This is a genomic window from Ectopseudomonas oleovorans, assembly GCF_003052605.1.
Taxonomy (GTDB): Bacteria; Pseudomonadota; Gammaproteobacteria; order Pseudomonadales; family Pseudomonadaceae; genus Aquipseudomonas; species Aquipseudomonas oleovorans_A.
Genome location: NZ_QASO01000022.1, coordinates 35,110 through 56,332 on the forward strand (window position 1 = coordinate 35,110; position 21,223 = coordinate 56,332).

Annotated in this window: 22 protein-coding genes; all 22 read left to right on the forward strand. The window is 63.3% G+C overall.

The genetic code is table 11. The features are described 5' to 3' along the window. Positions 1 to 32 precede the first annotated feature (32 nt). Positions 33 to 644 carry a DUF3275 family protein gene (locus DBO86_RS03600; protein ID WP_023124351.1) on the forward strand — a complete coding sequence of 204 codons (612 nt, stop codon included), beginning with the start codon at positions 33 to 35 and terminating at the stop codon, positions 642 to 644. Between the two features lie 89 nt (positions 645 to 733). Next, positions 734 to 1,099 carry a hypothetical protein gene (locus DBO86_RS03605; RefSeq protein WP_003141031.1) on the forward strand — a complete coding sequence of 122 codons (366 nt, stop codon included), beginning with the start codon at positions 734 to 736 and terminating at the stop codon, positions 1,097 to 1,099. A gap of 84 nt (positions 1,100 to 1,183) precedes the next feature. Continuing rightward, on the forward strand, positions 1,184 to 1,834 hold the full coding sequence (locus DBO86_RS03610) for a hypothetical protein (RefSeq protein WP_003141029.1): 651 nt from the start codon (positions 1,184 to 1,186) through the stop codon (positions 1,832 to 1,834). 65 nt (positions 1,835 to 1,899) lie between these two features. Continuing rightward, positions 1,900 to 3,009, forward strand: coding sequence for a DUF6094 domain-containing protein (locus DBO86_RS03615; RefSeq protein ID WP_108232996.1), 1,110 nt, complete (start codon positions 1,900 to 1,902; stop codon positions 3,007 to 3,009). Positions 3,010 to 3,110: 101 nt separating this feature from the next. Next, positions 3,111 to 3,416 carry a hypothetical protein gene (locus tag DBO86_RS03620; protein ID WP_003294134.1) on the forward strand — a complete coding sequence of 102 codons (306 nt, stop codon included), beginning with the start codon at positions 3,111 to 3,113 and terminating at the stop codon, positions 3,414 to 3,416. Between the two features lie 110 nt (positions 3,417 to 3,526). Beyond that, positions 3,527 to 5,797, forward strand: a complete 2,271-nt coding sequence (locus DBO86_RS03625) for a helicase-related protein (RefSeq protein ID WP_167399094.1) — start codon at positions 3,527 to 3,529, stop codon at positions 5,795 to 5,797. 221 nt (positions 5,798 to 6,018) lie between these two features. Continuing rightward, entirely contained in the window at positions 6,019 to 6,972 is a 954-nt protein-coding gene (locus DBO86_RS26435) for an AAA family ATPase (protein ID WP_244185505.1), read from the forward strand. Beyond that, positions 6,864 to 8,309, forward strand: a complete 1,446-nt coding sequence (locus DBO86_RS26440; protein ID WP_244185507.1) for an ATP-dependent nuclease — start codon at positions 6,864 to 6,866, stop codon at positions 8,307 to 8,309. The genes DBO86_RS26435 and DBO86_RS26440 overlap by 109 nt, the downstream gene beginning before the upstream one ends. Then, on the forward strand, positions 8,306 to 10,225 hold the full coding sequence (locus DBO86_RS03635; RefSeq protein WP_108232998.1) for a UvrD-helicase domain-containing protein: 1,920 nt from the start codon (positions 8,306 to 8,308) through the stop codon (positions 10,223 to 10,225). The genes DBO86_RS26440 and DBO86_RS03635 overlap by 4 nt, the downstream gene beginning before the upstream one ends. Positions 10,226 to 10,473: 248 nt before the next feature. Then, positions 10,474 to 11,007 (forward strand): PFGI-1 class ICE element type IV pilus protein PilL2, encoded by a 534-nt coding sequence (gene pilL2, locus DBO86_RS03640; protein ID WP_244185506.1) that lies wholly within the window; start codon positions 10,474 to 10,476, stop codon positions 11,005 to 11,007. Then, positions 11,004 to 11,651, forward strand: a complete 648-nt coding sequence (locus DBO86_RS03645; protein ID WP_003452511.1) for a hypothetical protein — start codon at positions 11,004 to 11,006, stop codon at positions 11,649 to 11,651. Before pilL2 ends, DBO86_RS03645 begins: the two co-directional genes overlap by 4 nt. 11 nt (positions 11,652 to 11,662) lie before the next feature. Beyond that, positions 11,663 to 12,379: a TIGR03759 family integrating conjugative element protein gene (locus DBO86_RS03650; RefSeq protein ID WP_108233000.1), complete on the forward strand. Its 717-nt coding sequence runs from the start codon at positions 11,663 to 11,665 to the stop codon at positions 12,377 to 12,379. Continuing rightward, the gene (locus tag DBO86_RS03655) at positions 12,364 to 12,984 is read left to right on the forward strand and encodes a lysozyme family protein (protein WP_020192835.1); all 621 of its coding nucleotides are present in this window, start codon (positions 12,364 to 12,366) and stop codon (positions 12,982 to 12,984) included. The genes DBO86_RS03650 and DBO86_RS03655 overlap by 16 nt, the downstream gene beginning before the upstream one ends. Beyond that, positions 12,981 to 13,514, forward strand: a complete 534-nt coding sequence (locus DBO86_RS03660) for an integrating conjugative element protein (protein ID WP_108233001.1) — start codon at positions 12,981 to 12,983, stop codon at positions 13,512 to 13,514. The genes DBO86_RS03655 and DBO86_RS03660 overlap by 4 nt, the downstream gene beginning before the upstream one ends. Positions 13,515 to 13,522: 8 nt before the next feature. Further along, positions 13,523 to 15,679, forward strand: a complete 2,157-nt coding sequence (gene traD / locus DBO86_RS03665; protein ID WP_108233002.1) for a type IV conjugative transfer system coupling protein TraD — start codon at positions 13,523 to 13,525, stop codon at positions 15,677 to 15,679. Further along, positions 15,676 to 16,425: a TIGR03747 family integrating conjugative element membrane protein gene (locus DBO86_RS03670; RefSeq protein WP_108233003.1), complete on the forward strand. Its 750-nt coding sequence runs from the start codon at positions 15,676 to 15,678 to the stop codon at positions 16,423 to 16,425. Before traD ends, DBO86_RS03670 begins: the two co-directional genes overlap by 4 nt. A 174-nt stretch (positions 16,426 to 16,599) precedes the next feature. Further along, positions 16,600 to 17,955 carry a benzoate 1,2-dioxygenase large subunit gene (gene benA / locus DBO86_RS03675; RefSeq protein ID WP_011600771.1) on the forward strand — a complete coding sequence of 452 codons (1,356 nt, stop codon included), beginning with the start codon at positions 16,600 to 16,602 and terminating at the stop codon, positions 17,953 to 17,955. Beyond that, a complete protein-coding gene (gene benB, locus DBO86_RS03680; RefSeq protein WP_003452498.1) occupies positions 17,956 to 18,444 on the forward strand; it encodes a benzoate 1,2-dioxygenase small subunit in 489 nt (162 codons plus the stop codon). A 9-nt stretch (positions 18,445 to 18,453) separates the two neighbouring features. Next, positions 18,454 to 19,464 (forward strand): benzoate 1,2-dioxygenase electron transfer component BenC, encoded by a 1,011-nt coding sequence (gene benC, locus DBO86_RS03685; protein ID WP_003452496.1) that lies wholly within the window; start codon positions 18,454 to 18,456, stop codon positions 19,462 to 19,464. Between the two features lie 115 nt (positions 19,465 to 19,579). After that, complete coding sequence (locus tag DBO86_RS03690; protein WP_108233004.1) at positions 19,580 to 20,356, forward strand: 1,6-dihydroxycyclohexa-2,4-diene-1-carboxylate dehydrogenase; 777 nt, start codon at positions 19,580 to 19,582, stop codon at positions 20,354 to 20,356. A 144-nt stretch (positions 20,357 to 20,500) separates the two neighbouring features. Further along, positions 20,501 to 20,833, forward strand: coding sequence for a 2Fe-2S iron-sulfur cluster binding domain-containing protein (locus tag DBO86_RS03695; protein ID WP_059390776.1), 333 nt, complete (start codon positions 20,501 to 20,503; stop codon positions 20,831 to 20,833). Further along, a partial coding sequence (locus tag DBO86_RS03700) for a VOC family protein (RefSeq protein ID WP_208630346.1) occupies positions 20,830 to 21,223 on the forward strand: 394 nt, incomplete at its 3' end. The genes DBO86_RS03695 and DBO86_RS03700, both read left to right, overlap by 4 nt.

The window sequence follows — 21,223 nt, forward strand, 5'->3', positions numbered from 1 at the left end:
CCTTGTCTTCTCTTCGTCAGCAGGAGACCTTCATGATCACCATCCCCGGCCAACTGGCCATCAAGACCATCCACGGCAGGAACGGCGACTTCAACGTCGGCCGCCTGGCGACCTCGATCGGCGAGTTCGTCGTGAAGAACGCCGAACTCGATCAGTACCGCGAGGGCAAGTACGACGGTGATTTCGTCATCGTCGAGATTCGCCCCTCCACGTACAACGCCAACGGCCGCATGGTCATCGAGATCCGCGCCCATCTGGGCGGGATGACACTGTCCAACATCGACGCCCTGAGCCGCGACGAAGCCCGCCGGCTGAGTCCGCAGGAAGTCGATCCGATCGACGAGGAAGCGCAGACGCCCGCGCCGGCAACGCCCCCGGCCAAGCCGAAGGCGAAGTCGCGCAGTCCGCGTGATCCCCTGGTCGATACCACGCCGTTCGGCAGCGAATCGGCTCCCGTGTCCGCTGCGGCCTCGGCCGAGGCAGACGACGCGGTGCTGTTTGGTGCCTTGTGGCCCCTGGGCGAGACCGTGAAGCTCGATGCGACCGTGGATCGTCGTGTGCTGCGTCAGCAGCGCGACCGTCTCGACAAGCTCGGCTACGAGTTCGCTCCGTTGTCCCAGGACTGGCACCTCAAAGCTGCCTGATCCATCCGCCGCCTTACGCGGCATTCCGCCACCCGCCGGGGTTCTCCCCCGACGGGGAGGGCTCCGGCCTTTGCTTCAAGGAGACCCTCATGGGCTGGACCTTCGTTCGTCAGACGCGCGATCAGTTGATCCGCGAGCTGCTCGCTCCGCAGGCGTCCGAACGCGCTTGCTGCGAAGTCATCGACCACACACTGGACGGCGACGTTCTGTGGACCGTGGTTCGCGTCACCGCCAGGCAGGCGGGCGTCATGGGCCTCGCGGCCGGTGAGTCCGTCTGCTACATCGGCTGCCATCTGCTGGAAAGCTCGGGCGGCGATTGGGGCTACAAGTCCCTCGATGAGTCCGTGCATCCGTACTACTACTCGTGCCCGCTGCGCTATCTCGACATGGCGCCGGTGCAAAGCTCCGAGTGGCGCGAGCGGGTTCACCGCTTCCACGCGGGGCGCGCTGCCTAGCGGCACGCATCTTCCGTCACCCAACCGGGGCGAGCACGGCCCCGCGGGCTGTGGTTGCTCCTTCATTTCCAAGAGGACATCACCATGCCTGCACCTTCTTCCGCGAAACCGCTGTACCGCATCGACGAATGCCCCGATCTCATGGCCGACGGTTGCGTCGGTGACGAGCAAGGCAATCTCGTCTTTCTCTCGATCTGGGCGCGCGACACCGCCGTTCAGGAGTTCCTCGCCCGCCTGACCCTCGGCCGGGATGAGCAGGGACTGGATCAGTTCCACGTCATCACCGAGCAGGGCGCATCCATCCCGGTCTTCGTCGGCAACGTCGAGAACCTGGAAAAGCGCATCACCCGTGCCTATCGGCGAACGCTGTTCGGTTCGCTGACGAATGTGTGGCTGTTCGACCGTCGCTGCGTGAAGCCAGACAAGGCCAACGCCAGCGCGCTGGCGCTTCTGCCTAGGGATTCCGCTCACCGGCTCGACCGGCTGTGGACGCTGGTACAGGACACCTGCCCGCTGCCACTGCTCGACCACTGGCGCGACACCGTGCTGGAGCTGTTGCAGACACGGCGGATGCTGACCGGTCTTCCCTTGGCCCTCGGGCCGCTGGAAGGCCATCGGCTGGCCCTCGATGTCCCGGCGCTGACGAAGGCGCTGGGCGAGCTGATCCGCAACGGCACCCTCGGCGCCACGCAGTACGAACTGGCCGCGAACGCACCGCTTCGGCGTGTGGCGTGAGCCATCCCCACGGGCATGCGCGCCGCGCGTGCCCGCCTTCCCTCATCCATCACCAGGAGAAATCCATGGCACTCATGTTTCCGCGCCTGGCGCGCAATTTCATTCGTAACGGCTACTTCCCCACCGACGAGCCGACGCTGGAGCGGGCCTTGTCCGCGCTGGCGCCGTCTCCCGGCGCCATGTCCCTCCTTGATCCCTGCGCCGGCGAAGGCGTGGCGATCGCCGAAGCCGCCCACGCCCTCGGGCGCGAGCAGGTCCAGGCCTTCGCCGTCGAGTACGACGCCGAGCGTGCCCGCCACGCACGGCAACTGGTCGATCGCTGCATCCACGGTGACCTGATGGATACGCTGATCTCGCGCCAGTCCTTCGGGCTGCTGTGGCTGAACCCGCCGTATGGCGACCTGAGCAAGGACGTGAACGGCAACATCGGCTATCAGGGCCAGGGCCGTGCGAGGCTGGAAAAGCTGTTCTATCAGCGCGCGCTGCCGCTGCTGCAGTACGGCGGCGTGCTGATCTTCATCGTGCCGTCCTACGTGCTCGACGCCGAGCTGGTCGGATGGCTGACGCGCCACTTCGCCGACCTGCGTATCTACCGTGCGGTGGAGACGCAGTTCAAGCAGGTGGTGATCTTCGGTCGCAGGATTCGTCAACGCGACCAGGCATCGGAGTCGGTCAAGGCCGTGCGCGGTCTGCTGCTGCAGATCGGACAGGGTGACGCCGAAGCCGAGGAACTGCCGCTCGAATGGCCGTTCCTGCCGTACACCGTCCCTGCCAGCCCGGCCGAGCCGGAGCACTTCTATCGCGTGACGATGGAGCCCGAGCAGTTCGCCGATGAAGTCGGCCGGCTACAAGGACCCTGGCCGGCGCTCGATATGCACCTGGGCGCCGCGCAGCAATCGCTGCGTCCGCCCGCGCGGGCCTTGTCGCACTGGCATCTCGCCCTGGCCTTGGCCGCAGGCGCGATCTCCGGCGTAGTGAAGTCCAAGAGCGGGCGCGTGCTCGTCGTCAAAGGTGATACCCACAAGGAGAAGACCCTCCAGACGGAATACACCGAACGCGACGATGGCTCCGTGACCGAGACGCGCATCCTCACCGACAAGTTCGTGCCGGTCATTCGTGCATGGGACTTGACGCTGGGCTCGCCCACGTGGGGCGAAGTGCTGACCATCCGCTGATCGCTGTTCCCTGACGGTTCGCCGTCGCTTTCATCCACCCACCGGGGTCACGTTGCCCCGATGGGGTGCCGTGGCCCCTTCTTCCAGAAGGAGAAACCACCATGGCACTCGCAATCCTCAACCTCGCGTCACAAGCACGCTTTTCGCCCGGGCAGGTGGTCATGACCGCCGGCGTCGACGAGCTGGTCCGACAGGGCCGGCTCAACCCCACGCCGTACCTGCGCCGCCATCTTCATGGCGACTGGGGCGACCTGAGCGACGACGATCGGCGATTGAACGACGCTGCGCTGCAATCCGGTGAGGATCGTCTGTTTTCGTCCTACCAGGTCACGCGCGACCTGAAGCTTTGGATCATCACCGAATGGGATCGCAGCGTCACCACGCTGCTGTTGCCCAGCGAATACTGATCCGCATCCAGCGGCACCTACACGTTTCTTTGCCGCATCTTTCTTCCCACCCAGGGGCATGTCACCGCCCCGTGGGGGAGGTGCATGCCCCATTGCTCTGGAGCATCACCATGTCCCTCGATCTCGAAACCGTTCCCGAAACCGCTGTGCAGGGCGACCTGCTCGAAGCGGCCGCTTCACCCCTCACGCTCAGCCTGCAGGACTTCGTGTCCGAGTTCGGCGACGAGCTGCTCGACTCGCTCAACCGCGCCAATCCTCCGGTCTACACCGGCCAGGTGCGGGTGCATCGGCAACTGATCCTCGCCGCGCTGAAGCGCAAGCTGTTCCCGGCGCAAGCCGATGTGGTCCACACCGTCACCGAGCTGTTGGTCGATCGCGGCGAACGTGCCGCGATCGTCAATGGCGAGATGGGCTGCGGCAAGACGACAGTGGGTATTGCCACTGCCGCCGTGCTCAACGCCGAAGGCTACCGCCGTACCCTGGTGCTCTCGCCACCCCACCTAGTCTACAAGTGGCGGCGCGAGATCCAGGAGACGGTGGCCGGTGCCAAGGTCTGGGTGCTCAACGGCCCGGACACGCTGGTCAAGCTGCTGAAACTACGCGAGCAGTTGGGCGTGCCGGCGCAGGGCCAGGAGTTCTTCGTCCTGGGCCGCGTGCGGATGCGGATGGGGTTCCACTGGAAGCCTGTCTTCGTTCGGCGGCGCGCGCCTCACGGCGACGTGGGGGCCTGCCCGGGTTGCGGGCATGTCATCACCGACCTGGACGGCGAGCCTGTCAACACCATCGATCTCGAAGCGGAAGAGTCCCGCCGCAAATGCAGCCACTGCACCTCACCGCTGTGGACGTTGATCCGTCCCAGAGGCCTGTCCGCCAGCGACCAGTCCTCGACCGTGCTCAAGGCACTGAAGCGTATTCCAACCATTGGCGAAATCACCGCGCAGAAGCTGATGCAGAAGTTCGGTGACGCCTTCCTCGCGGCGATGCTCGGGGACAACATCCACGAGTTCATCAACCTGATGGACGACCGCGGCGAGTTGGTCTTCTCGGATCGGCAAGCCCACCGGATGGAACGCGCGATGGCCAACATGGAGTTCGGCTTCGGCGAGGGCGGCTACCAGCCGTCCGAGTTCATCAAGAGGCAGCTTCCCCAAGGCACGTTCGACCTGCTCATCGCCGACGAGGCGCACGAGTACAAGAACGGCGGCTCCGCTCAGGGCCAGGCAATGGGGGTGTTGGCGGCCAAGGCGCGCAAGACGCTGCTGCTCACCGGCACACTGATGGGCGGCTACGGCGACGACCTGTTCCACCTGCTGTTCCGAGCCCTGCCAGGGCGGATGATCGAAGACGGCTACCGGCCGACGAAGAACGGCAGCATGACCTCGGCCGCGATGGCGTTCATGCGCGATCACGGCGTGCTCAAGGATATCTATTCCGAGAGCACGGGCACGGCGCACAAGACGGCCAAGGGCACCAAGGTATCGGTGCGCACGGTCAAGGCGCCGGGCTTCGGTCCCAAGGGCGTGCTGCGTTGCGTCCTGCCGTTCACAGTCTTCCTCAAGCTGAAGGACATCGGTGGCAACGTGCTGCCGCCCTACGACGAGGAGTTCCGCGAAGTCGCGATGGACACGGCGCAAGCCGCGGCCTACCGCGATCTGGCGGGTCGGCTGACCCAGGAGCTGAAGCAGGCCCTGGCGAAGCGCGACACGACGCTGCTCGGTGTAGTCCTCAACGTGCTGCTGGCCTGGCCGGACTGCTGCTTCCGGTCGGAGACAGTGGTGCATCCGCGCACGCGCAACACCTTGGCGTTCGTTCCGGCTCAGTTCAACGAGCTGGAGGTGATGCCCAAGGAGCGCGAGCTGATCGAGATCTGCAAGCAAGAGAAGGCAGAAGGTCGCAAGACCCTGGTCTATTCGGTCTACACCGGCACGCGCGACACCACGTCGCGCCTGAAGGTGCTGCTGGAGCAGGAAGGCTTCAAGGTGGCGGTACTGCGCGCGAGCGTGGATGCTTCCCGCCGCGAGGACTGGATCGCCGAGCAGTTGGACCGTGGCATCGACGTGCTCATCACCAATCCCGAGCTGGTGAAAACCGGCCTGGACCTGCTGGAGTTCCCGACCATCGTATTCCTCCAGTCGGGCTACAACGTGTATTCGTTGCAGCAGGCCGCCCGGCGCTCCTGGCGCATCGGCCAGAAGCAGCCGGTGCGTGTGGTCTACCTCGGCTACGCCAACTCCTCGCAGATGACCTGCCTGGGGTTGATGGCCAGGAAGATCATGGTGTCGCAATCCACCTCGGGCGACGTGCCCGAATCCGGACTGGATGTCCTGAACCAGGATGGCGACTCGGTGGAGGTGGCGCTGGCGCGGCAGCTGGTGCGCTGAGCTTTGCTTGATCTTTGGCGGCCCCTTCGGGGGCCGCGTTCTTCATCGCGATCGACGCTTGCTGAGTAGATGGTGTCTGGCGTGACTCTCTCCGACATGATTCGCCCGTGCTCCATGTGAGCCTCCGCACATTCCTTCGATATACTCACATCCAGTAGCTACGTGGCGTTGGAACATCAGGCGCAGTACAAATGCGTCAGCTCAGCTGGGAGGGCGCGCTAATGAAGATCAAGTTCGTCGAAATATCGAATTTTCGCAGACTGAAGTCGACGCACCTCGACTTCGACAAGGAAACAACAATATTCGTTGGCGCGAACAACAGCGGTAAGACATCCGCGATGGTTGCTCTTCGATATTTCCTTGTTTCTCCCAACCGACTAGCCCTGCGCGACATTACGATCGCCAATTGGCCGACGATCGACGCGATTGGAGATGCCTGGGAAAACGGCGCAGCTGGGGAGGTCAATCTCAATGATCTGCTACCCAGCCTCGACGTCTGGCTCGATGTCCCTCTCTCCGAAATCCAGCATGTCGTTCATATCCTTCCAACCTTGGACTGGAATGGTGGTCTGCTCGGCGTTAGGCTGAAATACCAAGTCGAGCTGATCGCGAAGCTCAAAGCCGACTACGTCGCACAGCGCAGCGCCGCTCTCGAAGCGGGCGCGAAAGCCCCGGGAGGTCAAGTAGGAAACATTCAAGTCTGGCCCACCTGTCTCACCGAATTCCTCGAACGACGCCTGCGAACCTACATCGCACTTGAGGCTTTCGCCCTTGATCCTGCCGCCCACACCCCCCCAGTGAAAGGATTGGCGACGCCGCAAACATTACCGGAGAACATGCTTCCGCTGGAGAAGAATCCTTTCAAGCACCTGATCAAAATTGACGAAATCGCGGCCCGGCGTGACTTCGCCGATGCTGGTGAGCGGGCTCCGACAGGCGAGGACTCCCAGGATATGTCGACACGCCGGTATAAGCGCCGTCTTTCGGACCAACTACGCTCTTACTATGATCGTCACCTCGATCCTGCGAAATCGCATCCGCAGAGGACTATGAGGCTCTCGACGCAATCCAGACTGCTGAGCAGAATTTCGATAAGCGCCTCGAGGTTGGTTTCGCCGCTGCCTTCGAGGAACTTGAGGATCTTGGCTATCCCGGAATCAGCAATCCAAAACTGAAAATCACCACACAACTGCGGGCGACTGACGGGCTGAAGCATGGCTCCGCGGTGCAGTATCAGGTGACGGACCTTGCTGGAGAAGGATTAAAGCCCCTCCAACTTCCGGAAGACTATTCCGGTCTCGGTTATCAGAACCTCATCGCCATGGTTTTCATGCTGATGGGCTATCGTGACGAGTGGATTCGGGTGGGAAAGGCTTCGGCGGACACCGACCCTGGGGCACAAACGCAGATCCAACCGCTGCACTTGGTTCTGGTGGAGGAGCCGGAGGCACATCTTCACGCGCAGGTCCAGCAGGTCTTCATTAAGAAGGCCTATAAGCTTCTGCGCAAGCACGATGAACTTGGCGACAGCACAACGTTCTCGACGCAATTGGTCGTCAGCACTCATTCGAGCCATGTGGCGCATGAGGCTGACTTCGCAAATCTGCGTTACTTCCGCAGACTTCCGGCGACTTCATCTGGTGAGACGCCGACTACGACCGTCGCCAACCTGTCATATATCTTCGGTGAAGGGGACGAAACTCAGCGATTCGCCAAGCGCTATCTGAAAGCAACGCACTGTGATCTGTTTTTCGCCGACGGCATCATATTCGTCGAAGGCCAGGCTGAACGCATTCTGGTTCCCCATTTCATCCGGCATCACTTCGACTCGCTATCCCGCCGCTATATCAGCCTGCTTGATCTGGGCGGCAGTCACGCCCACAGTTTCAAGAGGCTTGTCGACGGACTTGGGCTGACGACGCTGATCATCGCCGATCTCGATGCGACCGTCGCCACAAAGGTGCAGACTCAGGCCGGAACCGAAGCGATCCGCTGGAAGGCGACGAAGCCCCAGCGTGGAGCAGACCAAAAGACCGGCAATCCCGTCCTCAAGGACTGGCACCCATCGAAGGAATTCATCGACGAGCTTGTGGCACTCAAGTCCGAAGAGCATGAGTCATCGAGCTGCGAGGGGTATGACCTTTACGTCGCATACCAGAAGCCACTCTTGATACCGTCAGGTGACGGTAGCGGAGTTGAGATCATTCCGCGGACCTTCGAGGACGCCCTCATTCTGGAGAATCTCGAGGTTCTGGCGAACATTACCGGATCAAGGACAAGCGACAAGATAAAGGCAATTGTCACGGACGGCCTGTCTGGTGATGAACTGGCGGATGAGCTATTCCAACTGCTGAAAACAGCGGAGAAGGCCGCGTTCGCGCTTGACTGCCTGATGCTGGAGGACGCGAGGGCGGTCATCCCGCCTCGCTACATCCATGACGGCCTGACTTGGTTCGAGCGCGCCGTTGGGAAGGACATCGCGGAAAACGAACCGACGGCGGTAAGCGTATGACTGTAGAAGTGATAGCACTCGGTTCATCTGATACTGACGACGCTGTCGACGCCGAGATCGGCGCGTGCCTGGACGCCAAGGCGCCGAAGAGCTTCTTCCTCTACGCCGGCGCCGGCTCAGGAAAGACACGTTCTCTCAAGAGCGCTCTGCAAAGCTTTCGAGAGAGATACGGGGCTGGCTTCCGGCGTGCCGGCAAGAAGGTCGCGGTCATCACCTACACAAATGCCGCTGCCGACGAGATCGCGTCGCGTGTCGGTCAAGATCCGCTCTTTCCCATTTCGACGATTCACAGCTTTTGTTGGTCTCAGATCGGCTCCTATCACGCTGACATTCAAGCCTGGCTGCTCGCAAACCTACCGCGGGATCTTGCCGAGTTGCAGGAGAAGCAGGTCAAGGGGCGCGCCGGCACGAAGGCCGCACTGGATCGCGAGCGTGGAATCACAGCCATTCTCAAGCGCATCGGATGGCTTCACACACCCCGTCGTTTCACCTATAACCCAAATGGAGACAACTTCGGCTCCGACTCGCTCTCACATTCCGAAGTCTTGAAAATCACCGCGGACTTCATCGTCTCCAAGCCATCGATGCAGGCTGTTCTTGTCAGTAAGTTCCCTTTCCTTCTCATCGACGAGAGTCAGGACACGAGCAAAGTCCTGATGGACGCCTTCCTCGCACTGGCAGCGGCGAATACGGGCCGATTTGCATTAGGATTATTCGGCGACACCATGCAGAGAATTTACGCGGACGGCAAGCCGGATCTTGGGCGAGATGTTCCTGAGGATTGGGCCAAGCCGGTCAAGAGAATGAATCATCGGTCGCCGCAGCAGGTGATCCAGTTGGGCAATTCCCTGCGATCTGCAGTCGACGGTCAGCGCCAATTGGCTCGGGACGATAGCGCGGCCGGCATCGTCAGACTGTTCATCACATCGGCCACCACGCTGGACAAACCCGCGGTCGAGCAGCAAATCCGCGGGCGGATGGCGGAAATCTGCGATGACGAAGGCTGGGAGGAAGGGGAAACAGCCGTCAAGACCCTGACGCTTGAACATCATATGGCCGCCTCACGCTGCGGATTCCTATCAATGTTCCAGGCTCTCGATCAGGACTCGCGGCTTTCGACAGGCCTGAGAAAGGGTGACCTGGCCGGGCTCCGGTTTTTCACGGAACGTGTCGCTCCTTTGCTCGCGACCTCGGCCGCCAATGACAAATTTGGTGTCATGGCACACCTTCGCAGAACCTCTCCGCTCCTCCGGCGAGCGACGCTCGCAATTAGCGATGATCCCGACACCCCCTTGCGAGCGGCGCGGCAGGCTGTCGAGGCGCTGACAGCGCTCGACGTCGATCATCCAGCCACAAAGTTTCTCGATGTTCTCGAATGCGTGGCAGTCCACGGGTTGTTTGAAATCCCGGCCAGCTTGCGCCCGTTCGTGACCACCGAAGCGGGAACTGGTCAAGGCCCGCAAGATTCTCTCCTAGATGAGGAAGCCGATGAGGGTGACGTCGAGACTTCTCCGTCGAGTCTGCAAGCGTGGCGCACCTTTCTCGAAACGCCCTACAACCAGATCGTGCCCTTCATCGAGTACATCAGCGTCCACGGGCCGTATGGAACCCACCAAGGCGTCAAAGGGCTGGAGTTCGAACGCGTCCTCGTCGTGCTTGACGACAGCGAAGCCAAGGGGTTCCTGTTCTCATATGAGAAGTTGTTCGGCGCCAAACCGCTGTCCGACGGCGATCACCAGAGGATGGCTGAAGGCGGTGAGACCGGCATTGATCGCACACGCCGTCTTCTGTACGTCACCTGCACGAGGGCGCAGAAAAGTTTGGCACTCGTCGCCTACACCGAGAGTCCAGATGAACTCGCGACGGCCATTGTCCGACAAGGCTGGTTCGAGGTCGACGAACTTGAAAGAGTTTGAGCAAATCCAGCGGCATTTGGCCGCCTGTTGACTGCATCATTCCTTTAGTCGGCGGCCACCATGCTGATGCGCTGCCTCAAGTCAGTAGCCATTGTCCGACGATCTCTGCATCGACACGCTCAAGGACCTCAGCAATCCTTCAGATGCCACTGCCCCCTAATGCGGTGCAGCGCTGGTTCCCATTTTCTGCAGATGTAGCCAGCCTACCTTGCGAAGGTATCGCATCACGGTTTCCTGGGAATCGATGCGTGCCACCTTCCTTGCTCTCCAGCGGCGCCCGGCGCCGCGTCTTCGCGACCATCCTGCTGATCGGAAGCGGCTTGGCCGGTTGCGCCAGCTCGTCTCCGATCCCGTCGCCTTATCCCCCGACCCCGACTGTCTCGGCATCGCTGACCGACAAACGAATCCCCGTCGTACGCTACGGCCGCTACACATTGGTCGAACTGGCGCCGGAGCCTGCCCAGCGCGATCTGCTGCAGCAGACCGTGGAAGTCTCCATCCCGCCCACGCTCGATGCGAACGTGGGCGACGCCATGCGGCATGTCCTGCTGCGCTCGGGCTACCGGCTCTGCGATGCCATCGACGCCGACGCCCTCTACGCGCTACCGCTGCCAGCCGCGCATCTACGCCTTGGCCCGCTGCTGTTGCGCGATGCACTGCTGACCCTGGCCGGCCCGGCCTGGACGCTGTCGGTCGATGACTTGAGCCGCGAGGTCTGCTTCACCCGCGTGGTCGATCCGGTGGCAGCGGCCGTCGATGCTGTCGTGGAGGCAACGCGATGAGCTTCCCCCAAGCACCGTCCGAGTCCGCCGCCCGCACACGCTGGCTCAAGATCGCCGCGACCGTCTGGCTGCTGCTCACGAGCACCCTGGCCGCTGTCAACAGCGTCGGCCTGTCGCGTCTCAGCGAACAGGCCGAGGCCAGTGCGCAGGACGCCCAGGTCCAGGCGCTGGGCCTGCGGCTGGCCGAACTCGAACAGCAGGCCAAGGTGGACAGGCGCCGGCCTGCGCCGCTCGGGCAGGTCGAATTCGCCACCGCGCAACGGGCGCTGGACGAGCGCATCGCGCGTGTCGAGGCGGCACAGTCTGCGGACAGCCTCGCCATCGACCTGCAGACCTTGCAGGCTCGTGTGCACGGGATCGAAACCCGTTTGGAAAAAGCCCGCAAAGCTACCGCCGTCGCCCCCCGTCGAGCACCCGAGGTGACAAAGCCGGCGCTGCCGGTTCCACCGTTCCAGGTGGTCGGCGTGGAACTGCGCGGCGGCGAGCGCTTCCTGTCGGTCGCACCCATGGCCGCCACCTCGCTCGGCAGTGTCCGGCTACTGCGCGAGGGTGATGCGGAGAGCGGCTGGCACCTGCAATCCATCGAGGCTCGCGCCGCCGTGTTCCGCGTGGACGGCCAGGTGCAGCGCCTTGCCGTGCCGTAGGAGGGCGGGCCATGACCCTGCGGCCGATGCTTGCTGCCGTGCTTCTGTCCGTCTCCCTGGGGGCCTCCGCGCAATCTCCGGTGACGAATGCGCGCGTGGTGCCCAGCCAGGTACAGCCCAACACCGATGCGGCACTCGACGAGCGCCTGGCGCGCGATTGGGGATTGCAGCCCGAGGAATGGGCGCGTTACCGCCAATTGATGCAGGGGCCGCTGGGTGTGTACTCGCCCAACCTCGACCCGCTCACGGCCCTCGGGATCGAAGCGCGCACGGACGAGGAACGCCGCCGCTACGCCGAGTTGCAGGTGCAGGCCGAGGCCCGGCGAGTCGGCAAGACGCTGGCCTACCAGCGGGCCTACGACGCGGCGTGGCAGCGCCTGTTTCCCGGCCAGCCGCGCGTGAGCCTGCCCGGCGCCAAGGCGCAGGGTGCCGGCAACACCGGCTCCGGGCGCCTTGCCGTCTTCGTCAAGGCCAACTGCGCACCGTGCGCGCAGCGCGTGCAGCAGTTGCAGGCGGCAGGCACGGCATTCGACCTCTACATGGTCGGCAGCCGCCAGGACGATGCGCGCATCCGGCAGTGGGCCACCCAGGCGGGCATCGACCCGGCCAGGGTGCGCGCCCGCGCCATCACGCTCAACCACGATGCGGGGCGCTGGCTTTCGCTGGGCCTATCCGGCGAGCTGCCGGCCGTGGTGCGCGAGGTGAACGGTCAATGGCAGCGGCAATAGGTAGTCCGGGCCGGGAGCGCCGGTCATGCCGCGTCGCCATCCGCTGCGCCAGCGCCGCGCTGCTGCTCGCCACCGGCGGCTGGGCATTGGCCGCCCCGGCGCGGGAAGTGCCACCGCCGGCCTATCGACTGGCGGCGCATCGTGCAGATGTGCCGGCGGCGGTGTTGTACGCGGTGGCCTTGCAGGAGAGCGGCGCCATGCTGCGCGGGCGCCTGATCCCCTGGCCGTGGACGCTCAACGTCGCCGGCACGCCACGGCGCTACGCCACCCGCGCCGAGGTCTGCGCAGGGCTGCGCCGGGCACTCGCCCGCACGCCGGCCAATCGCATCGATGCCGGTCTCGGCCAAGTCAATCTCGGCTACCACACGCATCGCTACACGCAGCCCTGCGAGCTGCTGGACCCCTACCGCAACCTCGCCATCGCTGCGGAAATCCTGCGCGAACAGCACACGCCGGGCGAGGACTGGCTGCTTGCCATCGGCCGCTACCACCGGCCCGCCGGCGGGGCACCCGCGGCGCGCTACCGGCGCAGTGTGCATCGGCACCTGACCCGCGTGCTCGACCCCCTCGTTCCCGTTCCAACCCTCCAGGCCACCATGCCATGAACCACATCGTCTTTATCGCCGCCATCGGGCTGCTGCCCATGACCACCGTCTTCGCGCAAACCGCCTCCGCGCCGTTGATCGTCGTCGAAGACCGCGGCGGCGACTCTGCGCTGCCGTACTACCGATCGCTGAATCCCCAGCCGGACCAGGCCACGCCGCCGGCCCCGATGCCAGCCCAGCGCGCGGGCAACACGGCCGACGCCGAAGCCGCCATGCTGCCGGTGCGCTCGACGCAACTGTCGCCGGGCGAGGTGCAGCGCCGCGTCATCCGGGCGCCGGGCCTGACGGCGCTGTTCCTGATCGGCGACGACGAGCGTTCGCGCGCCTGGCTGCGGCAGCGGCAGGCGGCGCTGCGAGAGCTGCAGGCCGTGGGCCTGGTGGTCAACGTGGAGTCGATGGCTGCGCTGACGGCGCTGCGCAGGCTGGCGCCCGGCCTGATCCTGTCGCCGGCCTCCGGCGATGACCTGGCCCAGCGCCTGGGCCTGCGCCACTACCCGGTGCTCATCACGGCCACCGGTGTCGAGCAGTAGGTGCGCAAATGGCCCAACCGCATGCGGTCGAGGTCTTGCTGCGGCCAGCGGTGGAGCTTTATACCGTGGCGGTCTGCACCGGCGCCGCGATTCTGTGCCTGGTGGCACCGTGGTCGCTCGCGCTGAACCCGCTGCTCGGCCTGGGCTCGGCGCTGGCCTTCCTGACCTTCGGCGCGATTCGCCTGCGCGATGCCTGGGCGATCCTGCGCTATCGCCGCAACATCCGCCGCCTGCCGCGCTACGTGATGACCAGCCGCGACGTGCCGGTGAGTCAGCAACGGCTGTTCGTCGGCCAGGGCTTTCGCTGGGAACAGCGGCACACGCACCGGCTGATGCAGACCTATCGGCCGGAGTTCCGCCGCTACGTCGAGCCGACGGCGATCTACCGGGCCGCCCGGCGGCTGGAGGAGCGGCTTGAGTTCGCGCCGTTTCCCGTCTCGACGCTGGCGCGCGCGTTGGCCTGGGACAGCCCGCTCAACCCGGCGCGACCACTGCCGCCGGTCGGCGGACTGCCACGCCTGCATGGCATCGAGCCGCACGAGGTCGACGTCACCCTGCCGCTGGGCGAGCGCGTCGGCCACAGCCTGGTGCTGGGCACCACGCGCGTGGGCAAGACGCGGCTGGCCGAGCTGTTCATCACCCAGGACATCCGCCGCAAGGTCCGCGGCGAGCACGAGGTGGTGATCGTCTTCGACCCCAAGGGCGATGCGGACCTGTTGAAGCGCATGTACGTCGAGGCCAAGCGCGCCGGGCGCGAAGGCGAGTTCTACGTCTTCCATCTGGGCTGGCCGGACATCTCGGCGCGCTACAACGCGGTGGGCCGGTTCGGGCGGATCTCCGAGGTGGCCACGCGGATCGCCGGGCAGCTCTCCGGCGAAGGCAACAGCGCCGCGTTCCGCGAATTCGCCTGGCGCTTCGTCAACATCATCGCGCGCGCCCTGGTCGAGCTGGGGCAGCGGCCGGACTACCTGCTGATCCAGCGCCACGTCATCAACATCGACGCGCTGTTCATCGAGTACGCCCAGCACTACTTCGCAAAGAACGAGCCGAAGGCCTGGGAAGTCATCGTCCAGCTCGAAGCGAAGCTGAACGACAAGAACATCCCGCGCAACATGATCGGGCGCGAGAAGCGCGTGGTGGCCCTCGAACAGTACCTGTCCCAAGTGCGCATCTATGACCCGGTGCTCGACGGCCTGCGCAGCGCCGTGCGCTACGACCGGACCTACTTCGACAAGATCGTCGCTTCGCTGCTGCCGCTGCTGGAGAAGCTCACCACCGGCAAGATCGCGCAACTGCTCGCACCGAACTATTCCGACCTGTCCGACCCGCGGCCGATCTTCGACTGGATGCAGGTCATCCGCAAACGCGCGGTGGTCTACGTGGGGCTGGATGCGCTGTCCGACGCCGAAGTCGCGGCGGCGGTGGGCAACTCGATGTTCAGCGATCTGGTCTCGGTCGCCGGCCACATCTACAAGTTCGGCGTCGACGACGGGCTGCCCGGCGCCGCGGCGGGCGCCAGGATTCCGATCAACGTCCACGCCGACGAATTCAATGAACTCATGGGCGACGAGTTCATTCCGATGGTCAACAAAGGCGGCGGTGCCAGCGTGCAGGTGACGGCCTACACGCAGACCTTGAGCGACATCGAGGCGCGCATCGGCAACCGTGCCAAGGCCGGCCAGGTGGTCGGCAACTTCAACAACCTGTTCATGCTGCGCGTGCGCGAGACCGCCACCGCCGAGCTGCTGACGCGACAACTGCCCAAGGTCGAGGTGTACGCCACGGCGCTGATGAGCGGCGCCACCGACAGCTCCGATCCGCACGGCAATACCGCGTTCACGTCCAACACCCAGGACCGCATCAGCAGCAACAGCGTGCCGTTGATCGAGCCGGCGCATGTGGTGGCGCTGCCCAAGGGGCAGTGCTTCGCGCTGACCGAGGGCGGCAACCTCTGGAAAGTCCGCATGCCGCTGCCTGCGCCCGACCCCGACGAAGCCATGCCGAAGGATCTGCAGGAGCTGGCCGGCTACATGCGACAGCACTACGTCGAGGCAGGAGACTGGTGGGAGAACCAAGGCATCCCCGGCCTGCAGGACAAGGCGCTGCCCGACGACCTGCTGGACGACTTCAAGCAGATGGCCGCGGCTGAAGAGGCCGAAGCATGAGCGATCCGGCCGTCGCGGCCCAACGCCAGCAGCAACGACAGCAAGGCCTGATCGCCGGCCTGGTCACGCTGCCGTTCCGCTTCTTCGGCGTGCTGTGCGGCGCGCTGCTGCTGTGCATCCTGATCGAATGCGTCGGCATGCACTTCTTCTGGCCCGAGCAGGGCTGGCGCCACGCGCAGGGCATGCTGCACTACGAGCTGGATCAGCTTTCCACGCATTTCACCCGCAGCGCGCTGGTGCAGGAGCCGGGGCGCACCGCGCACCGGCTGGTCGAGCAGGGCTACGACTGGCTGTTCGTGAAAAGCGGCCTGCTGGACTGGATACGCGATGCCTCGGCGCAGGCCAGCGTCGGCAGCCACCGCCCGACCAAGGATTTCCGCTATTACATCGGCTTGGTCTACGTGAACGTGGAGAGCTACCTGATAGCGGCGGCCTACACGACGCTGGTCTTCCTCGTGCGGCTGCTGGTGCTGTGCCTGACCCTGCCGCTGTTCCTGATGGCCGCCTTCGTCGGCCTCGTGGACGGCCTGGTGCGCCGGGACATCCGCCGCTTCGGCGCGGGAAGCGAGTCGGGGTTCATCTATCACCGCGCCAGGGCCAGCCTGATCCCGCTGGCCGTACTGCCGTGGGTGACTTACCTGGCACTGCCGGTCAGCGTGAACCCGCTGCTGATCCTGCTGCCCAGCGCCGCACTGCTCGGCGTGGCGGTGTGCATCGCGGCGGCGACGTTCAAGAAGTATCTGTAGGTGCGACACGTTAATTTTGGTCAGCAGTTCCTTAACGGGCTGCAGTGTCCGGTTTGATAGGGATAAGTCCAGTCTTGCAAGAAGCGGATACAGGAGTGCAAAAAATGGCTATCTCTAGAAAGGCCTAGCTCTTAGGCTTTATGCAACTGAAACAATAATAATGGAGGCACGAAAATGAACCTGGGTCTCGACTATATTGATAGTCTCGTTGAAGAAGATGAGAATGAGGGCATCTACCGCTGCAAGCGCGAGATGTTCACCGACCCTCGGCTGTTCGATTTAGAGATGAAACACATCTTTGAGGGTAACTGGATTTATCTCGCCCACGAGAGCCAGATTCCCGAGAAGAACGACTACTACACCACGCAGATGGGCCGGCAGCCGATATTCATCACACGCAACAAAGATGGTGAGCTCAATGCCTTCATCAATGCCTGCAGTCACCGCGGCGCCACGCTCTGTCGCTTTAGGAGTGGAAACAAGGCCACCCACACCTGCTCGTTCCACGGCTGGACCTTCAGCAATTCGGGCAAGCTGCTCAAGGTCAAAGACCCCAAGGGCGCCGGCTATCCGGACAGCTTCGACTGTGACGGCTCGCACGACCTGAAGAAAGTTGCGCGCTTTGCTTCCTACCGCGGATTTCTGTTCGGCAGCCTGCGCGAGGACGTCGCCCCATTGGAAGAATTCCTCGGCGAGTCGAGGAAGGTCATCGACATGGTCGTCGACCAATCGCCCGAAGGTCTGGAGGTGCTGCGCGGTTCCAGCACCTATGTTTACGAAGGCAATTGGAAGGTGCAGGTCGAGAACGGGGCCGACGGCTACCACGTTAGCACTGTGCACTGGAATTACGCCGCCACCCAGCAGCAGCGCAAGCTAAGAGAAGCGGGCGATGATATTCGCGCCATGAGCGCCAGTAGCTGGGGCAAGGGTGGCGGTGGTTTCTACTCCTTTGAAAACGGCCATCAGATGATCTGGGCGCGCTGGCCCGACCCGGCAGACCGTCCGCTGTTCGCTGATCGAGATCGCTTAGCCAGTGAGGTTGGTGAAGCCCGTGCCGACTGGATGATCGGTATCTCCCGCAACCTCTGCCTCTACCCGAACCTCTACCTGATGGACCAGTTCGGCTCGCAGTTGCGTATCACCCGTCCGCTGTCGGTGGATAGAACCGAAATCACCATCTACTGCATCGCGCCGAAAGGCGAGGGCGCCGAGGCGCGTGCCCGCCGCGTCCGTCAGTACGAGGATTTCTTCAATGTCAGCGGCATGGCCACCCCGGACGACCTTGAAGAATTCCGCGCTTGCCAGCAGGGCTTCGCCGGCAGGGGAATGAACGATATGTCCCGTGGGGCGACGCACTGGATCGACGGCCCCGACGAAATTGCTAGGGGGATTGATCTGCACCCGCTGATGAGTGGCCCGCGTATCGAGGACGAGGGCCTGTTCGTCATGCAGCACAAGTACTGGCAACAGCAGATGATCAGGGCCGTCAAGGCCGAACAGGATCGGCTGATCCATGCGGAGGGCGCGTAAATGACTATCTCCTACGAAGCCGTGCGCGATTTCCTTTACCGCGAAGCACGCTACCTCGACGACAAGCAGTGGGATAGCTGGCTGGAAATGTACGCGCCGGACGCCACTTTCTGGATGCCGGCCTGGGACGACCGCGACCAATTGACCGAAGACCCGCAGAGCCAGATCTCGCTGATTTGGTACGGCAATCGCGGTGGCCTAGAGGATCGGGTGTTCCGCATCAAGACCGAGCGCTCCAGTGCCACCATTCCGGACACCCGAACCAGCCACAACATCAGCAATCTGGAGTTGCTCGAGCAGTCCGACGGCTTCTGTAAGCTGCGCTACAACTGGTACACCTTGAATTACCGGTACAAGACGGTGGACCACTTCTTTGGCACCAACTTCTGCACCCTCGACACATGCGGCGAGAGCCCGCTGATTAAGGCCAAGAAGGTCGTGCTGAAGAACGACTACGTCCGCCAGTTCATCGATGTATACCACGTCTGAGGTGCCGCCATGACACACAAGGTTGCACTGAACTTCGAAGACGGCGTCACTCGTTTCATCGATGCTAATGCTGGCGAGACTATTGCTGATGCTGCCTACCGCCAAGGCATCAATTTACCCATGGACTGCCGAGACGGTGCATGCGGCGCCTGCAAATGCTTCGCCGAGAGCGGCCGCTACGACCTCGGCGAGGAATACATCGAGGATGCGTTGAGCGAAGCCGAAGCCGAGCAGGGCTACGTGCTGACCTGCCAGATGCGCGCCGAAAGCGACTGCGTGATTCGCGTTCCGGCCGCATCGGACGTCTGTAAGACCCAGCAGGCCAGCTATCAGGCAGCGATCAGCAACGTGCGTCAGCTGTCCGAGAGCACCATCGCGCTGTCTATCAAAAGCGCATCGCTGAACCAGTTGGCGTTTCTGCCGGGCCAGTACGTCAATCTGCAAGTGCCGGGCAGCGACCAGACCCGCGCCTATTCCTTCAGCTCGCTGCAAAAGGATGGCGAGGTCGGCTTCCTGATCCGCAACGTGCCGGGCGGGCTGATGAGCAGCTTCCTGACCAGCCTCGCCAAGGTCGGCGATAGCGTCAGTCTGGCTGGACCGCTGGGCGCGTTCTATCTGCGCGAGATCAAGCGGCCGCTGCTGTTGCTGGCGGGTGGTACCGGCCTAGCGCCGTTCACCGCGATGCTGGAGAAGATCGCCGAGCAGGGCAGCGAGCACCCGCTCCATCTGATCTACGGCGTCACCCATGACCACGACCTGGTCGAAATGGACAAGCTAGAGGCATTCGCCGCGCGCATTCCCAACTTCAGCTACAGCGCCTGCGTCGCCAGCCCGGACAGCGCCTATCCGCAAAAGGGCTATGTGACCCAGTACATCGAGCCCAAACACCTCAACGGCGGTGAGGTAGATGTCTACCTTTGCGGTCCGCCACCAATGGTCGAGGCGGTCAGTCAGTACATTCGCGCACAGGGCATCCAGCCGGCCAATTTCTATTATGAGAAGTTCGCCGCCAGCGCCTAGAGGCTCCTTTGGTCCGCTTACTTGGTGAGCGGGCCTGTTTTATTCGTGCAGTAGAGCCCATGTTTCCTGCGAACTTTCCCAAAATTGCATCTGGGCTACACAACCGAGGTGGTTCATGAACAAACGTTTCCAGGACAAGACTGCCGTTATCACCGGCGCTGCCCAGGGCATCGGTCGCCGCGTGGCCGAACGGATGGCGGCCGAAGGCGGTCGGCTGCTGCTGGTCGACCGTTCCGAGCTAATACATGAGCTGGCCGACGAACTGGTCGGAGTCGCTGAGGTGCTGACCCTGACCGCCGACCTTGAGCAGTTCGCCGAGTGCCAACGGGTGATGGCGGCGGCGCTCGAGCGCTTCGGTCGTCTGGACATTCTGATCAACAACGTTGGCGGCACCATTTGGGCTAAGCCATTCGAGCATTACCAGGAACACGAGATCGAGGCCGAAGTGCGGCGTTCACTGTTCCCTACCCTATGGTGCTGCCACGCCGCGCTGCCGCTAATGCTCGAGCAGGGCAGTGGCGCCATCGTAAATGTTTCCTCCGTTGCCACGCGCGGGATCCATCGCGTGCCTTACGGCGCGGCGAAGGGTGGCGTCAACGCCCTGACCGCCTGTCTGGCCTTTGAAACCGCCGAGCGCGGCATCCGCGTCAACGCCACCGCACCGGGTGGCACCGAGGCGCCGCCACGGCGGATTCCGCGCAATAGCGCCGAGCCGAGTGAGCAGGAGAAGGTCTGGTACCAGCAGATCGTCGACCAGTCCCTCGACAGCAGCCTTATGAAACGCTACGGAAGCATTGACGAGCAGGTCGGGGCTATTCTGTTCCTTGCTTCTGACGCCGCCTCCTACATCACCGGTATAACTCTTCCGGTGGCAGGGGGAGACCTCGGTTGACCCTTATGTCTGGTTAAGAAGAGAAATCGACATGCGAAGAAGCAACGTACATGAGGTCCCTGACGCTCATTTTCGGGGTTATGCCGGCATCACCCAGAGCTGTTGGGGGATACTTCCGTCATGTTTAGTGTATCTGCGATGAATATGAACAGCGCCGGCTACGAGGTGTGCGAAGTGCTAAGCGGCCAGTCATTCCGCTGTGCGGAGGGCCAGTCGGTGCTGCGCGCCATGGAAGCCCAGGGCAAGCGCTGCATACCGGTGGGCTGTCGCGGCGGCGGTTGCGGCCTTTGTAGAGTGCGGGTGCTCAGCGGAGCCTACCGGAGCGGACGCATGAGCCGCGGTCACGTGCCGGCCAAGGCTGCCGCCGAAGGCCTGGCCCTGGCCTGTCAAGTGTTTCCGCAAACCGACTTGACCATCGAGTACTTTCGCCACGTTGGCGGAAACAAACCTGACAACAGAGAAAAGGTGACGTCATGAACAAAGGTGTAATGCGCCCCGGCCATGTGCAGCTGCGTGTACTGGACATGAGCAAGGCCTTGGAACACTACGTCGAGTTGCTGGGCCTGATCGAGATGGACCGTGACGATCAGGGCCGTGTCTATCTCAAGGCTTGGACCGAAGTGGACAAGTTTTCCCTGGTGCTGCGTGAAGCGGATGAGCCGGGCATGGATTTCATGGGTTTCAAGGTGATCGATGATGAGTGCCTGGTCCGTCTGACCCAGGACCTGATCGACTACGGCTGCCTGATCGAGACCATTCCCGCCGGAGAACTCAGGGGCTGCGGGCGTCGCGTGCGCTTCCAGACACCCTCCGGGCATCACTTCGAGTTGTATGCAGACAAGGAATATACTGGAAAGTGGGGTGTGA

Excerpts from the sequence above, each read along its gene's own strand:
- DBO86_RS03600 (WP_023124351.1), top strand. The coding sequence starts at position 33 with ATGATCACCATCCCCGGCCAACTGGCCATCAAGACCATCCACGGCAGG.
- DBO86_RS03605 (WP_003141031.1), top strand. The coding sequence starts at position 734 with ATGGGCTGGACCTTCGTTCGTCAGACGCGCGATCAGTTGATCCGCGAG.
- DBO86_RS03610 (WP_003141029.1), top strand. The coding sequence starts at position 1,184 with ATGCCTGCACCTTCTTCCGCGAAACCGCTGTACCGCATCGACGAATGC.
- DBO86_RS03615 (WP_108232996.1), top strand. The coding sequence starts at position 1,900 with ATGGCACTCATGTTTCCGCGCCTGGCGCGCAATTTCATTCGTAACGGC.
- DBO86_RS03620 (WP_003294134.1), top strand. The coding sequence starts at position 3,111 with ATGGCACTCGCAATCCTCAACCTCGCGTCACAAGCACGCTTTTCGCCC.
- DBO86_RS03625 (WP_167399094.1), top strand. The coding sequence starts at position 3,527 with ATGTCCCTCGATCTCGAAACCGTTCCCGAAACCGCTGTGCAGGGCGAC.
- DBO86_RS26435 (WP_244185505.1), top strand. The coding sequence starts at position 6,019 with ATGAAGATCAAGTTCGTCGAAATATCGAATTTTCGCAGACTGAAGTCG.
- DBO86_RS03635 (WP_108232998.1), top strand. The coding sequence starts at position 8,306 with ATGACTGTAGAAGTGATAGCACTCGGTTCATCTGATACTGACGACGCT.
- DBO86_RS03645 (WP_003452511.1), top strand. The coding sequence starts at position 11,004 with ATGAGCTTCCCCCAAGCACCGTCCGAGTCCGCCGCCCGCACACGCTGG.
- DBO86_RS03650 (WP_108233000.1), top strand. The coding sequence starts at position 11,663 with ATGACCCTGCGGCCGATGCTTGCTGCCGTGCTTCTGTCCGTCTCCCTG.
- DBO86_RS03655 (WP_020192835.1), top strand. The coding sequence starts at position 12,364 with ATGGCAGCGGCAATAGGTAGTCCGGGCCGGGAGCGCCGGTCATGCCGC.
- DBO86_RS03660 (WP_108233001.1), top strand. The coding sequence starts at position 12,981 with ATGAACCACATCGTCTTTATCGCCGCCATCGGGCTGCTGCCCATGACC.
- traD (WP_108233002.1), top strand. The coding sequence starts at position 13,523 with ATGGCCCAACCGCATGCGGTCGAGGTCTTGCTGCGGCCAGCGGTGGAG.
- DBO86_RS03670 (WP_108233003.1), top strand. The coding sequence starts at position 15,676 with ATGAGCGATCCGGCCGTCGCGGCCCAACGCCAGCAGCAACGACAGCAA.
- benA (WP_011600771.1), top strand. The coding sequence starts at position 16,600 with ATGAACCTGGGTCTCGACTATATTGATAGTCTCGTTGAAGAAGATGAG.
- benB (WP_003452498.1), top strand. The coding sequence starts at position 17,956 with ATGACTATCTCCTACGAAGCCGTGCGCGATTTCCTTTACCGCGAAGCA.
- benC (WP_003452496.1), top strand. The coding sequence starts at position 18,454 with ATGACACACAAGGTTGCACTGAACTTCGAAGACGGCGTCACTCGTTTC.
- DBO86_RS03690 (WP_108233004.1), top strand. The coding sequence starts at position 19,580 with ATGAACAAACGTTTCCAGGACAAGACTGCCGTTATCACCGGCGCTGCC.
- DBO86_RS03695 (WP_059390776.1), top strand. The coding sequence starts at position 20,501 with ATGAACAGCGCCGGCTACGAGGTGTGCGAAGTGCTAAGCGGCCAGTCA.